The following is a 13,479-nucleotide window of genomic DNA, read 5'->3' as shown; positions in this document are numbered from 1 at the left end:
TTTGTTCTCCTTGTTCCCCGGTCGCACCGGGCGGGTGTTTCAGGGGTCAGTTGTCTCCGGCGGCGAGCTCGCGCTCGACGGCCTCGGTGAGGTGCTCTTCGATGGCGGGAACGCCGATCTTCTGGATGATCTCGTTCAGGAAGCCGCGCACCACGAGGCGGCGGGCGACGTCCTCGGGGATGCCGCGCGCCATGAGGTAGAAGAGGTGCTGGTCGTCGAAGCGGCCGGTCGCGCTCGCGTGGCCGGCGCCCTCGATGAGGCCCGTCTCGATCTCGAGGTTCGGCACGGAGTCCGCGCGGCAGCCGTCGGTCAGGACCAGGTTCTGGTTCTTCTCGTAGCTGTCGGTGCCCTCGGCCTGCTTCTGGATCAGGACGTCGCCGACCCACACCGTGCGCGCATCCTTGCCCTGCAGCGCGCCCTTGTAGAGCACGTTGGAGACGCAGTTCGGCTGGGCGTGGTCCACGAAGGTCCGGTGCTCGAGGTGCTGGCCGGCGTCCGCGAAGTACAGGCCGTAGAGCTCGGCCTCGCCGCCGGGGGCGGCGAAGCGCGCGGTCGGGGTCACGCGGACCACGGAGCCGCCGAGGCTCACCACGATGTGCTTGAGACGCGCGTCCCGGCCGATCTTGACCTGCTGGCTCGAGGCGTGCACCGAGGCGTCGCTCCACTCCTGGAGGGACACGACCGTGAGGTCGGCGCCGTCCCCGAGGACGATCTCGACGTTCTCGGACACGACCGCGTCGCCGACGTGGTTGAGCACGACGACGGCGCGGGCGCCCTCCTCGGCGACGACCACCACGTGCTGGGCTGCTGCCGCCGTCCCGGCGCCGGTGAGCGTGACGAGGACGTGGTCCTCGAGCTCAACCCCGGCGGGGACGGTGACGACCGTGGCCTCGGCGAAGTGGGCCCACGCGTTGGCGGACACGCGGTCCTCCGGGATGCCGGCCGAGCCGATGCGGGAGTCCTCGCGGCCGACGGTCTCGACGCGCACCTGCTCCGGCGCCTCGACAGCGACGGCCGGGGCCGCGCCGTCGAGCGCTGCGGTGTGCAGGCCGCCGAGGCGCTTGAGCGGCGTGAAGCGCCACTCCTCCTCGGTGCCGCGGATGGCCGGGAAGTCCTCAAGCGTGTAGGACGTCAGGCGGCCGGCGCGGGAGCTGTCCGGGATGCCGTAGCCGCCGCCGTGCGAGTGGCCCTTGGCGGCGGCGCCACCCAACGGAGAGGCAGAAGCGGACTGCGGGCGGGTGGCCTCCGCGGGCTCGAGCGGGGTCAGGCTCTCGCCCTCCTCCGTGAGGCCGGGGATGGACGGCGCCCCGATGCGCGCCTTCTCGGTCAGGAGCGAGTCATTCAGGGGCGTTTCAGTCATCTCAGTCATGTCAGCCGACAGACCCTTCCATCTGCAGTTCGATCAGGCGGTTCAGCTCGAGGGCGTACTCCATGGGCAGCTCGCGCGCGATCGGCTCGATGAAGCCGCGCACGATCATGGCCATGGCCTCGTCCTCGGGCAGGCCGCGGGACATGAGGTAGAAGAGCTGCTCCTCGGACACGCGCGAGACGGTCGCCTCATGGCCGAGCACGACGTCGTCCTCGCGGATGTCGATGTACGGGTAGGTGTCCGAGCGCGAGATCGTGTCGACCAGGAGGGCGTCGCAGCGCACCGTGTTGGCCGACTTCTTGGCGCCCTCGCGGACCTGGACGAGGCCGCGGTAGGCTGCCCGCCCGCCGCCGCGTGCCACGGACTTGGAGATGATCGAGGACTGCGTGTTCGGCGCGATGTGCACCATCTTCGAGCCGGTGTCCTGGTGCTGGCCCTCGCCCGCGAACGCGATCGAGAGGGTCTCGCCCTTGGCGTGCTCGCCGACCAGGTAGACGGCCGGGTACTTCATGGTGACCTTGGAGCCGATGTTGCCGTCGATCCACTCCATGGTCGCGCCCTCGTGGCAGATGGCGCGCTTGGTCACGAGGTTGTACACGTTGGTCGACCAGTTCTGGATCGTCGTGTAGCGGACGCGCGCGCCCTTCTTGACGACGATCTCGACGACGGCCGAGTGCAGCGAGTCCGAGGTGTAGATCGGGGCGGTGCAGCCCTCGATGTAGTGGACGTAGGAGTCCTCGTCCGCGATGATGAGCGTCCGCTCGAACTGGCCCATGTTCTCCGTGTTGATGCGGAAGTAGGCCTGGAGCGGGATCTCGACGTGGACGCCCTTCGGGACGTACACGAACGAGCCGCCCGACCACACGGCGGTGTTGAGCGAGGCGAACTTGTTGTCGCCGACCGGGATGACCGTGCCGAAGTACTCCTGGAAGAACTCCGGGTGCTCCTTGAGCGCGGTGTCCGTGTCGAGGAAGATCACGCCCTGCTTCTCGAGGTCCTCGCGGATCTGGTGGTAGACGACCTCGGACTCGTACTGGGCGGCGACGCCGGCGACGAGGCGGGAGCGCTCGGCCTCCGGGATGCCCAGCTTCTCGTACGTGTTGCGGATGTCCTCGGGGAGGTCCTCCCACGAGGCCGCCTGCTTCTCGGTCGAGCGCACGAAGTACTTGATGTTGTCGAAGTCGATGCCCGACAGGTCCGCGCCCCAGAGGGGCATGGGCTTGCGGTCGAAGTACTTCAGGCCCTTGAGGCGGAGGTCGAGCATCCACTCGGGCTCGCCCTTCTTGGCGGAGATGTCGCGGACGACGTCCTCGTCGAGGCCACGTCGCGCGTTGGCGCCGGCTACATCGGCGTCCGCCCAGCCGTACTCATAGGTGCCGATCCCATGGAGCTCCGGGTTCTTCTCCAGAATCTCCGAGATCACTGTGGACTCGCCGTCCACGGCCTTGTTCTCGGCCACTTGATCCGTCATCACGGCCTCTCAGTGTTGGTAGTGGTCGTCTGCGTTGTGGGTGCCTCGGCCGGCAGGGCCGCGGCAATGGCGGCCCGTCCGGTGGGAATGTGGGTCGTGCACACGTGCCCGCCCTGTGCGAGCGTCGAGAGCCTGCGCACGTCCACGCCGAGGAGGCGGGAGAACGCGGCGGTCTCGCTGTCGCAGAACTGGGGGAACTCCGCGGCCAGCTGCTGGACGGGGCAGTGCCCCTGGCACAGCTGGACGCTCGCGAGGTGTGCCGGGAGCGGGGCCTTGCCCTGGACCGACGCGGCGGAGGCCACGAAGCCGTCCGCCGTGAGCGCCTCGGCGAGGGCCCGCGAGCGGGCCGCGACGTCGTCGCCCGCGGCGTCGACGATCGGTTGATAGCGGTGCTCCATCGCGGCGAAGCGCTCCCGCGCGAACTCCTCGACGGCACTGGCCCCGCCGAGCGCGCCGAGGCGCTCGAGGGCGCTCCGCGCGATATCGAGGTAGTCGTCGCCGATCGTGGACTGGCCCCGCGAGGTCAGGACGTAGCGCCGCGCGGGCCGGCCCGCGCCGGTGCCCGAGGTCGCGACGCGCTTGACCTCGACGACGCCCGCCTGGGTCAGGGCATCGAGGTGGCGGCGCACGGCGGCCGGGGTCACGTTGAGCAGCTCGCCGAGTTCGGCGGCGCTCACAGGACCGTGCTCGAGCACGGCACTGAGGACGCGGTCGCGCGTGCGGTCCTCCGTGTCGGCGGGCGGCCGGTGGGCAGCCTTCGGCGTGGTCATGGAATACACAAAATAATGATTGCCTAATCGGGCGGGCGTCTCCAGTAAGGAGAGGCTTATCACTCCTGGCCCCCTGCCCGCGGCGCCACTGCTACGCCGCGTAGAATGTATGGGTGCTCAGAACCGGTTCACCATGCCTCGAGGTCGAGGGCCTCGTCAAGGATGTAGGCCCTATCCCTTCCCTCGACGGCCGGATGAAGCGGATCCTGGCCGGCGTCGACCTCGTCGCACGGCATGGCGAGATCACCGTGATCCTGGGCGTCAACGGCGCCGGCAAGACGACGACGCTCGAGTGCGCGCAGGGCCTCCAGACCCGGACGGGCGGGACGGTGCGGCTCCTCGGCGAGGACCCGGTGCGGGCTGGCGCGGAGCTGCGCTCCCGCGTCGGGATCATGCTCCAGGAGGGCGGGCTGCCGCCGTCCGCCCGGCCCCTCGCGCTCCTGCGCCACGTCGCGGGGATGTACACCGACCCGCGGCCGGTCGACGAGCTCGCCGGACGGCTCGGCATCGACGAGTTCGCCTCGACCACCATCCGTCGGCTCTCGGGCGGCCAGAAGCAGCGCGTGGCCCTGGCCGCCGCCCTCGTCGGCCGGCCCGAGGTCGTCTTCCTCGACGAGCCGAGCGCGGGCCTCGATCCCCAGTCGCGCCAGCTCGTCGTCGCCCTCATCGAGGAGCTCCGCGCCGAGGGGCTCGGCATCGTGCTCACGACTCACCTGCTCGACGACGCCGAGCGCCTCGCCGACGTCGTCCACATCCTCGACCGCGGGCGCGTCGTCGCGAGCGGCACCGTCGCCGAGCTGCTCGCCCACCGCCGCGACGCGGCCCGCCGCCTGACGCTCACCGCGGAGCCCGGCCTCGCGCTCGCCGACGCGTTCGCCGGCTCGGCCGCGGAGGTCAAGGAGGGCCCCGCTGGCCAGTACACCGTCGACGGCGAACTCACGACGGCGGACCTGCTCGCCGTCGCGTCGTGGCTGCACGAAAGGGGCATCATGCCGCACAGCCTCGAGCTCGGGGCGAGGAACCTCGAGGACGTCTTCCTCGCGATCGCTGCCGAATCCGCAACCGAGGCAGCCGCCGATCCAGCACAGGAGCACCGCGCATGAGCGCCGCGAGCCTGGCCCGCCGCGTCTGGCAGCAGGGCCGCTACGAGACTGGCGCCATGCTGCGCAACGGTGAGCAGCTCATCCTCATGCTCGTCCTGCCCCTCCTCGCGCTCGTCGGGCTCACCATGACGCACTTCCTCGACGGGCTCGGTCCCAGCCGGGTCGACGTCGCCGCGCCGGGCATCCTCGCCCTGTGCACCATGAGCGTCGGCTTCACCGGACAGGGCATCGCCACCGGCTTCGACCGGCGCTATGGCGTGCTGCGCTTCCTGTCGACGACCCCGCTCGGGCGCGGGGGCCTCATCGCGGGGAAGGTCGTCGCCGTCCTCGTCGTGCTCGCCGTCCAGACGGTGGTCGTCGGCGGGGTGGCCCTCGCGCTCGGCTGGCGGCCGTCGCCGTCCGGCGTGCTCCTCGGGCTGCCCCTCCTGGCCCTCGGCGCGGCCGCCTTCACGGCCCTCGGGCTCCTCATCGCCGGGACGGCCCGGCCCGAGGCCACCCTCGCCGTGACGAACCTCGTCTGGATCCTGCTCGGCGTCTTCGGCGGGATCGTCCTTCCGGCCACCCGGCTCCCAGCCGCCCTGGAGCCCGTCGTCGGCTTCCTGCCCTCCGGCGCCCTCGGCGAGGCGCTGCGCGCCGCCTTCCTCGAGGGCACTCTCAACCTCCCCGCCGCCGCGGTCCTGGCCGTCTGGGCCGTCGTCGCGGGCACCGCCGCCACCCGCTGGTTCCGATGGAGCTGATCTGAATGACCGCCACTGGCCATACGCCCCTCGCACGCCTCGCGGCGCGCCTCCCCCACGAGGTCGACCGCCGCATCCGGGCCCTGTCGATCGCCTCGCTCGTCGGGCAGACCGTGCTGATCGGCACGGGCGGCGCCGTGCGGCTCACATCCTCGGGGCTCGGCTGCCCCACATGGCCGCGCTGCACTGCCGAGTCGCTCACGACGACCCCCGAGATGGGCCTCCACGGCGTCATCGAATTCGGCAACCGGCTCCTGACGTTCGCCCTCGCCGCCGTGGCCGTCGCGATGCTTGTCATGCTCTGGAACCTCCGCAAGGAGCGCAAGGACCTCTTCTGGCTCGCCGCCGCGCTCCTCGGCAGCATCCCCGCGCAGGCGGTGATCGGGGGCATCACGGTCCTGACGCAGCTCAACCCCTGGGTCGTGGGCCTGCACTTCCTCGTCTCGATGGCCCTCGTCGTCGTCGCCATGCTCCTCGTGAACCGGGCCTTCGGCCGCACGGGCCGCCTCATGGACCGCACCCTGCCCGCCCTCCCCGGGGCCGTCTTCCCCGCCATGGCTGCCACAGCGGCGGCCGCCGCGGCCGCCGTCGTGCTCGGCGTCGTCGTCACCGGGGCCGGGCCGCACGCGGGCGACGCCGACGCACCGCGCAACGGGCTCGACTGGGACCTCTTCTCGCACATCCACGCCGTGCCCGCGTACCTCGTCGCGTTCGGCGCCCTCTTCGGCGTCTGGGCGGCCGTGCGCTCGCGCGTGCGGGGGCCCTTCCGCTCCGGCGTCCTCGTCCTCCTCGTCCTGACGCTCCTTCAGGCCGCGATCGGCATCACGCAGTACTACACGGGCATCCCGCCGCTGCTCGTCGGCACGCACATGGTCGTCGCGGCCCTTCTCATGGCCTCGGCCGTCAACGTCGCCGACATCGCCCGCCACAGCCCGCGGCTCTGAGCCCGGGCGAGGCCGCCGCGTATCGCTCACATCGCAGACACGAAGGAGGGCCGCACCCGAACGGGTGCGGCCCTCCTTCTCTGCGTCCTTGGCGCACCCTGTTTCGGGTACGGATCTCGAGGGCAGATTCTGTCTGTCAAGTGCAACGGATGGGGTCAGGCTGCGTCGGGAAGGAGGAGTTCGGTGAGTGCCTGGGCGGGGGTGGGGCCTGGGAGGTTGCTGCCTTTTGCGAACCAGAAGAGCAGGAGCCGGTTCGTGTTCCTTACCGTTTCTGGTGTGTCGTTCGGGGGCTTGCGTAGGCCGTCGATCGCCCCAGGGGCGCCCCGGTGTGGCTCGTTAGTGTTCGCCGGCTTTCATGGCTCAACGAGATTGGCCGCCGGGTGGAGCCCCACCGGATCGCGGCGTCAGTGTCTGCATACCCGCGTCATAGTCCACGGCCCGCCCGTCCGGATAGGAGCGCCCATTCTTGAGACGGGGGACCCCGTTGTCCCACTCCTGGGCCGTTGTCCGGGTGGATCCCCAACCACGCCGCTGCTTCCCGCCTGCTCAGGCCCTGTCCCCTGAGCCGATGGAAATCCTCCCGGGTCGGCATCTCCGAACGGCTCCTGGCCAATCCAGCCTTCCGGGCCCACTCGTATCCGGTATCCCTGTTCGGGCCCAAGCGGGCCGCAGCCACGGTCACGCTCCCGAGCGATCGCAGAAGCGCTAGGAACTCATCCCTGACCCGCGGGGCATAAGGCCCTCTCCCAGACGAATCTCTCCTTAGATGCCGCACGGTCGTTGCAACTCCTCGAAGTACGAGGCGTTGCGACGACCGCTAGAACCCAAGCCTCCTTAGGTGGGTGCCGCCGTCGTCCTTCTTCAAGCCCTCACCTCGCTGAGGGCGTCGCCGCCTCCGAGCGCTGTGATCTGACTCGTGGCCGCAATGACTTCCTGGACGAGGAGCTGCTCCTTCTCATCCAGCCGCAGCGTGGGCACCGCGAAGGCAAGGCTCCCCATGACAGGACCACCCACGCCGTCGAACACCGGAGCCGCAACTCCCGTCACCCCCGGATCCACCTCGGCATGCGTGATCGAGTGGCCCGCCTCCCGGATCCGCCGCAGGCTGTCCCGGAACTCCTGCCAGCATGAGCCCAGGCCGGCTCCGGCGACGTCGTCGACATGCCGGGCGTACAGCGACCTCAGGCGATGCGGTGGGAAGTGCGCGAGGATCACCTTGCTCGCCGCGCCGCGGAAGAGGCTGAGCGGTTGGCCCCGGCTGTAGTTCGTGTCCTGCGGATTGATCCAGGCCTGCGCGATGCAGACGATGTTCTCCCCGTAGTAGCTGTTCAGCAGCAGGTTCTCGCCCAGCTTGCTCGCCAGCGCGTGCATCACCTCCTGGGAGCGCTGTAGCAGCGGGTCGGTCAGACGCATCTGCCGGTCCAGCTGCAGAACTCGGCCGCCCAGGCCATAGGCCCCTCCCGCCCGGCTGGCGAGGAGCCCCGCGTCGGCAAGGACCTTGAGGTAGCGGTAGGCCGAGGTGCGGGAGGTATTAAGCGCCTCGGCCACGTCCTCGGCCGTGCAGGCGGGCTTGTTGACGGTGAGCAGGTCCAAGATGCTGACCATCTTCGTCAGGCTGTCCATCCGCGCTTCCTCCGAATCCTCGTTCTGCTGGGCAGAATCTTCTGCACAACAATGTAATCCAGCTCATACTTGAAAGAAATCCCGCTATTCAGGATTTCCTGCTGGCCCCCTAGTCCGGCGGGGTTCAGGCCCCTTCGACCAACGTTGTCTCGAAAGGCAGTTTCATGAGCACCTCTGTGTGGCGTTCTGCGCCCCCGCCCTCCCCCGGCCCAGTGAGCCCAGGCGCCATGGTCGCCGACGTTGTCGTCCTCGGCAGCGGCCTCTCCGGTCTCAGCGCCGCCTGGACCGCCGCCAAGGAGGGGGCGCGCGTCGTCGTCCTGGAGAAGCTGCCCACCGCCGGCGGATCGTCGGCCCTGTCCGCCGGCATGTTCTGGACCGCGCCGGACCTCGAGTCCTACCGACGCCGGATCCCCCTTGGGAATCTGGCCCTGGCCCGCCGTCTCCTCGAGGACTACGGGCCGGCGCTGCAGGAGATCCGCGGAACCGGTATCCCCGTCGCCGACACTCCGAAGACGGACATCATGACCTTCGGCCGCGGCTTCTCGCTCGCGATCCGCGACCTGCTCCCCTACCTCCAGCAGGAGATCCTCGACGCCGGAGGCCAGATCATCACGGGCGTCAAGACCCTGGGCATCTGCCGCACCGAGAGGGGGATCCGGCTGGAGGCAGAGACCGCCGAGGGCACCTTCGACGTTGAGCCAGCCTCGTTGGTCCTGGCCACCGGCGGCTTCCAAGGCTCCCGGCACAAGCTGAACGCGACGCTGGGCCGGAACGCCGACCGGGTGCTCCACCGGGCGAACCGCGGCAGTGTTGGCGACGGCCTGGACGCAGCCCTTGCCCTGGGCGCTGCCGGTACTGGCGGCATGGCCACCTTCTACGGCCATCTCGTGCCGCACCCCTTGGCGGAGTTCCGGCCCGAGCACTTCCTGCCGCTGTCCCAGTACTACTCCGACTACTGCATCCTCCTGAACATCCAGGGTCGCCGCTTCGTGGACGAGCATCTGGGCGACGAGCTCCTGAACCAGGAGCTGGCGTTCCAGCCGGAAGCCCGCGGGGTGCTCATCTTCGACCACAAGGTGCGGACCGAGCACGCCACCGCCGAACCCTTCCCGGGCCTGGGCGTGCTGGACCGCTTCCAGGCAGCGGCCGACGCCGGCGCCCGGCACGCGCAGGACGCAACCCTCGGGGGACTCCTCAAGCAGGTGGCCTCCTGGGGCGTACCGCTCGAGGAGGCCGAGTGGACGGTGCACGAGTACGCCGAAGCGGCGCGCGGGCAGCGCACCCATGTCGGCGGGGCTCCAGTCTCGCCGCTGGCCCGGGCTCCGCAGGAGGCGCCCTTCTATGCCCTGGAGGTCCAGCCGTCGATCACGTTCACCTTCGGCGGCATCCGGGTGGACGAGCACGGCCGGGCCCTCGACGACGACGGCGCCCCCGTGCCGGGCCTTTTCGCGGCGGGCTCGGACATCGGCGGACTCTCGAACTACGGGTACGCGGGAGGCCTCGCCCCGGCCTACATCACCGGGCGCTGGGCAGGAGCATCCGCTGCCGCTCACTCCCTGACCGGCGCAGCGGCCTCCGTCTGAGCCACCCAATCGAGCATCTGGAAGGACAGGACAAGATGAGCAACACCACTCCGAGCGAATACGACGTCGTCGTCCTCGGCGCCGGAATCGCCGGCCTGGCGACGGCGGCCTCCGCCGCGGAGGCAGGGCTGAGCGTGGCCGTGCTGGAGAAGATGGACGAAATCGGCGGCAGCTCGAAGATGAGCGGCGGCTTCTTCGCCTTCTCCGGAACCGAGGAGCAGGCGGCAGCGGGCGTCGAGGACAACAACGAGTTGTTCCGCGAGGACCTGCTCGCCGCCGGCGGCGGGGTGAACAACCGAGCGCTGACCGAGGCCTACCTCTCCCATCAGGAGGAGACCTACCGCTGGATCAAGTCCCACGGCATCTCCTTCGGCGCCCTGGAGGTCTCCAGCGGCCAGAGCCGGGCGCGGAGCCACCTCTCCCCGATCAAGGACCTGCTCGCCGCCCTCGCCGCAAGCATTGAGCGCGACGGCGGCGTGATCCTCACCGGTCACCGCGCCGTCGAACTGCTGCGCGACGATGACGGGCGGGTGGGCGGCGTCGTCGCCGACACCGCCGAGGGGCGCCGCGACTTCTCTGCGCGCGGCGGCATCGTCATCGCCTCCGGCGGCTTCAGCCGCAGCACCGACCTCCTGCAGCTCTTCGCCCCGGACCAACTCGCAGGCATCCCCTACGGCGGGCTGGGCAACACCGGCGACGGGCTCAAGCTGGCTTGGAAGCTAGGCGCAGGCCTTGCAGATATGGCCTACATTGCGGGCACCTACGGCTCCCACCCTGAGACCGGTCTGGAGTTTCACGAGCTACTGACGGCGTACTACATGGGGGCGATTGTGGTGAACAAGGACGGGCGGCGCTTCATGGACGAGTCCCAGTCGTACAAGACGCTCGGCGCTGCCTGCCTCGGCCAGCCGGAGGGTCTCGGCTTCGAGCTCTTCGACACCAAGGTGCGTGCCAAGTCCCATCCCGGCGTGCCCCTGAACGACATCGGCTTCCTCGAGGATCTCGGCCACGTCCACAAGGCCGACACGCTCGAGGAGCTGGCCGCCGTCGCCGGCATTGACGCACGGACGCTCGTCGAGACCGTGGCCGCCTACAATCAGGCCGTCGCGGGCGAGCGCGAGGACGAGTTCGGCCGCACTGGCCTGTGCAACGGCGTCGGCGAGCTGCTGCCGATCGACACGGCCCCCTTCTACGCCTACCCTGCCAAGACCCTGATGACCACCACCTACTGCGGCCTCACGATCACGCCCCAGGCGGAGGTCACCGCGATCGACGGCGAGGTCATCCCCGGCCTCTACGCCGTCGGCGAGGTGACCGGCGGGTTCCACGGGAAGGCGTACATGACCGGAACGAGCCTCGGCAAGGGCACCGTCTTCGGCCGCATCGCCGCCCGCACCATCGCCTCCGCCCTCGTCCCCGCGAGCTGAAAGGGAGCCATGTCCCCCACCCTCCCCACGCCGGAGAGCGTCGCCGACGTCGTCGTCGTCGGCGGCGGCGGCTCCGGCATGAGCGCGGCCATCTCGGCGGCGACCAGCGGATCGTCAGTGATCCTGCTTGAGAAGTGCGATGCCGTCGGCGGCAGCACCGGCCGTTCCGTGGGCTCCTTCACCGCGGCCAACACGTCCTACCAGTACCGCGCCAGCGTCAACGACTCGATTGAGATGTTTATCGAGGACATGAAGACGGCGAACGGCGCGGACGAGTCCCGTGAGAACGTCCAGCTTCGACGCCTCCTCGCCGAGAACGCGGGCCCCACCATCGAGTGGCTCGGCAGCATCGGGGTCCAGTTCCTCGGCCCCACGCCCGAGCCGCCCTACGAGAAGCCGCGGATGCACAACATCCTCCCCAACTCCTCGGCGTACGTCAGCGCCCTGCTGCGCGAGTGCCGGAAGCGGGGCGTGAGGATCGTCACCTCGGCCCGGGTCGAGCGCCTGCTGCGCAACCCCGATGGCGAGGTGATCGGCGCCCGCGCTGGTGGCCGGGACTATCTTGGCCGCCGCGGCGTCGTCCTCGCCACCGGCGACTACTCGGCAGCGACGGACATGAAGCGGGCTTTCGTCGGCGAGGCAGCCGCCCATGTCCCCCCGGTCAACCCGCACAACACCGGCGACGGCTTCCGCCTCGGCGGCGACGTCGGCGGGGTGCTGCTGCAGATGGACCGGCTCTACGAGAGCCTGCGCTTCCCGCCGTCGAAGGCGCCCGACCCGATCAAGGCGCTGCCAGCGCACCCGGCGGTCGCCAAGGCGATGCGCTTCGTCGTCGAGCGTCTGCCCAAGAGGGTCCTCGCCTTCGTGGCCCGCGGAGCCCTCACCAGCTGGGTGGGTCCCAACAACACCCTGTTCGCGGCGGGCGCCATCCTCGTCGACTCGCGCGGCCGACGCGTGGCCAACGAGGATTCGGACAAGGAGCTGGCGCGCGGTGTCGCCGGGGGCGAGAACCGGGCTTTCCTGGTATTCGATGCTGCGCTGGCCCAGAAGTTCTCCTCCTGGCCGAACCCCGTCTCCACCTTCCCCGGCGTCGCCTACGCCTACGTTCAGGACTACCGGCTGTACCGCCCGGACGTGTTCTTCACCGCCGACTCCCTGGAGGACTTGGCGCGCCAGACGCGCGTCGACGCCGAGGGGCTGCGGCAGACCGTGGAGTCCTTCCGCGGTTACGCGGCCGCGGGGCACGACCCCGAGTTCGGGCGCGCCCGCTTCGGCGCCGGGCTGGGCGAGGGGCCGTACTACGCCCTCGGCCCTCTGCAGGCCTACGTCACCCTGGCCGACGGCGGCCTCGCCGTGGACGGGAACTTGCGGGTGACCACAGCGGACGGCACTGCCGTGCCCGGCCTCTGGGCCGCCGGGAGCACTGGCCAGGGCGGCCTGCAGCTGCTCAACCACGGCCTCCACACCGGCTGGGCCATGGTCTCCGGCAGGATCGCCGGGCGCGAGGTCGCCCAGGCCACGCCGCGGGAGGACCTCGTTCCGGTCGGCGACCTCTCCTCCGTCCTCGACTCTCCCCTTGAAGAACTGCAGGTGATCGCATGAGCAACAGGCACCTTCCGGGCCGCGGCAGCTCGGCGATTGTCTCCGGGGGCGCCGGAGGGATCGGCAGCGCCGTGTGCGCACGGCTCGCGGAGCTGGGGTACGCCGTCGTCGTCGCCGACGCGGACGACGACGGCGCCAGAGCCGCCGCCGCCTCGCTCCCCGGCCCCGCCGAGCACGCGTGGGTGGCCGGAGACCTGACGACGACCGAGGTCAACCAGAAGGTCGTCTCCGCAGCGGCGGATCTCGGACCGATCCGCGTCCTGGTCAACGCTGTCGGCATCAGCCCCAAGAACGGCGGCCGGAAGAAGTCGTTCTTCGAGCTGAGCGACGAGGAATGGGACCGAGTTATGGCGGTCAACGTCAAGGCCCCGTTCCTCCTGGTCCGCGAGGCGTTCCGGCGCATGCCCACGGACGGCACGGCCAGCATCGTGAACCTGCTCTCGATCACCTCGAGGATGGGCACAGGAGGACTGCCCCATGCCCCCTTCGGGCCGTACCTGCCGTCGTCTATGGCCTACGCGGCGTCGAAGGCCGCGCTGCAGAACATGACAGCCTCGCTCGCCCGGGAGCTCGCCGGGTTCAGCATCCGCGTCAACGGCGTCGCCCCGGGCTTCGTGGAGACGGCGATGACGGCGGGAATGCCCGACGTGCGGCGCATGTTGGAACAAGTTCCCGCCGGACGCTTCGCCAGGCCGCACGAGATCACCGACGCCATCGAATTCCTGCTCAGCGACAAGGCCAGCTACATCAACGGCACCAGCCTTGACGTGAATGGCGCGTGGCAGACGTGCTGAACAGCCAGAAGACCAGCACCTCCGACCTTCCGACCACCCCACGACCGACAAAGGAG

11 protein-coding genes are annotated in these 13,479 nt (G+C 70.1%); 7 read left to right on the top strand and 4 right to left on the bottom strand.

What is annotated here, in order from left to right; genetic code table 11:
• Window positions 1-46: 46 nt before the first annotated feature.
• The 3 genes from sufD to ACUYMY_RS08460 are packed head-to-tail and all read right to left on the bottom strand — an operon-like array spanning window position 47 to window position 3,610.
• The gene (gene sufD / locus ACUYMY_RS08470) at window positions 47-1,360 is read right to left on the bottom strand and encodes a Fe-S cluster assembly protein SufD (protein WP_481705011.1); all 1,314 of its coding nucleotides are present in this window, start codon (window positions 1,358-1,360) and stop codon (window positions 47-49) included.
• 10 nt (window positions 1,361-1,370) lie between these two features.
• Entirely contained in the window at window positions 1,371-2,840 is a 1,470-nt protein-coding gene (gene sufB, locus ACUYMY_RS08465; protein WP_481703142.1) for a Fe-S cluster assembly protein SufB, read from the bottom strand.
• Window positions 2,840-3,610, bottom strand: coding sequence for a helix-turn-helix transcriptional regulator (locus ACUYMY_RS08460; RefSeq protein ID WP_481703141.1), 771 nt, complete (start codon window positions 3,608-3,610; stop codon window positions 2,840-2,842). The genes sufB and ACUYMY_RS08460 overlap by 1 nt, the downstream gene beginning before the upstream one ends.
• Window positions 3,611-3,723: 113 nt before the next feature.
• Between ACUYMY_RS08460 and ACUYMY_RS08455 the strand changes: the two genes are divergently transcribed.
• The 3 genes from ACUYMY_RS08455 to ACUYMY_RS08445 are packed head-to-tail and all read left to right on the top strand — an operon-like array spanning window position 3,724 to window position 6,394.
• Window positions 3,724-4,713, top strand: coding sequence for an ABC transporter ATP-binding protein (locus ACUYMY_RS08455; protein WP_481703140.1), 990 nt, complete (start codon window positions 3,724-3,726; stop codon window positions 4,711-4,713).
• Window positions 4,710-5,450 (top strand): ABC transporter permease, encoded by a 741-nt coding sequence (locus ACUYMY_RS08450; protein WP_481703139.1) that lies wholly within the window; start codon window positions 4,710-4,712, stop codon window positions 5,448-5,450. The genes ACUYMY_RS08455 and ACUYMY_RS08450 overlap by 4 nt, the downstream gene beginning before the upstream one ends.
• A 5-nt stretch (window positions 5,451-5,455) precedes the next feature.
• A complete protein-coding gene (locus tag ACUYMY_RS08445) occupies window positions 5,456-6,394 on the top strand; it encodes a COX15/CtaA family protein (protein WP_481703138.1) in 939 nt (312 codons plus the stop codon).
• Window positions 6,395-7,255: 861 nt separating this feature from the next.
• Here the strand turns inward: ACUYMY_RS08445 and ACUYMY_RS08440 are convergent.
• Entirely contained in the window at window positions 7,256-8,017 is a 762-nt protein-coding gene (locus ACUYMY_RS08440) for an IclR family transcriptional regulator (RefSeq protein WP_481703137.1), read from the bottom strand.
• Window positions 8,018-8,244: 227 nt separating this feature from the next.
• Between ACUYMY_RS08440 and ACUYMY_RS08435 the strand changes: the two genes are divergently transcribed.
• Genes ACUYMY_RS08435 through ACUYMY_RS08420 form a run of 4 tightly spaced genes read left to right on the top strand, consistent with a single transcriptional unit; the run spans window position 8,245 to window position 13,423 of the window.
• A complete protein-coding gene (locus ACUYMY_RS08435; RefSeq protein ID WP_481703136.1) occupies window positions 8,245-9,600 on the top strand; it encodes an FAD-dependent oxidoreductase in 1,356 nt (451 codons plus the stop codon).
• 35 nt (window positions 9,601-9,635) lie between these two features.
• A complete protein-coding gene (locus tag ACUYMY_RS08430) occupies window positions 9,636-11,027 on the top strand; it encodes an FAD-dependent oxidoreductase (RefSeq protein WP_481703135.1) in 1,392 nt (463 codons plus the stop codon).
• Between the two features lie 9 nt (window positions 11,028-11,036).
• Entirely contained in the window at window positions 11,037-12,629 is a 1,593-nt protein-coding gene (locus ACUYMY_RS08425; RefSeq protein ID WP_481703134.1) for an FAD-dependent oxidoreductase, read from the top strand.
• Window positions 12,626-13,423: an SDR family NAD(P)-dependent oxidoreductase gene (locus ACUYMY_RS08420; RefSeq protein ID WP_481703133.1), complete on the top strand. Its 798-nt coding sequence runs from the start codon at window positions 12,626-12,628 to the stop codon at window positions 13,421-13,423. Before ACUYMY_RS08425 ends, ACUYMY_RS08420 begins: the two co-directional genes overlap by 4 nt.
• Window positions 13,424-13,479: the final 56 nt, after the last annotated feature.

It is taken from the genome of Sinomonas sp. T428B (assembly GCF_056780155.1).
This window is presented reverse-complemented; position numbering and strand designations above follow the sequence as displayed.

Coding starts and splice junctions, on each gene's coding strand:
- ACUYMY_RS08460 (WP_481703141.1), bottom strand. CDS start 3,610: ATGACCACGCCGAAGGCTGCCCACCGGCCGCCCGCCGACACGGAGGAC.
- sufB (WP_481703142.1), bottom strand. CDS start 2,840: ATGACGGATCAAGTGGCCGAGAACAAGGCCGTGGACGGCGAGTCCACA.
- ACUYMY_RS08435 (WP_481703136.1), top strand. CDS start 8,245: ATGGTCGCCGACGTTGTCGTCCTCGGCAGCGGCCTCTCCGGTCTCAGC.
- ACUYMY_RS08445 (WP_481703138.1), top strand. CDS start 5,456: ATGACCGCCACTGGCCATACGCCCCTCGCACGCCTCGCGGCGCGCCTC.
- ACUYMY_RS08440 (WP_481703137.1), bottom strand. CDS start 8,017: ATGGACAGCCTGACGAAGATGGTCAGCATCTTGGACCTGCTCACCGTC.
- ACUYMY_RS08450 (WP_481703139.1), top strand. CDS start 4,710: ATGAGCGCCGCGAGCCTGGCCCGCCGCGTCTGGCAGCAGGGCCGCTAC.
- ACUYMY_RS08420 (WP_481703133.1), top strand. CDS start 12,626: ATGAGCAACAGGCACCTTCCGGGCCGCGGCAGCTCGGCGATTGTCTCC.
- ACUYMY_RS08425 (WP_481703134.1), top strand. CDS start 11,037: ATGTCCCCCACCCTCCCCACGCCGGAGAGCGTCGCCGACGTCGTCGTC.
- sufD (WP_481705011.1), bottom strand. CDS start 1,360: ATGACTGAAACGCCCCTGAATGACTCGCTCCTGACCGAGAAGGCGCGC.
- ACUYMY_RS08430 (WP_481703135.1), top strand. CDS start 9,636: ATGAGCAACACCACTCCGAGCGAATACGACGTCGTCGTCCTCGGCGCC.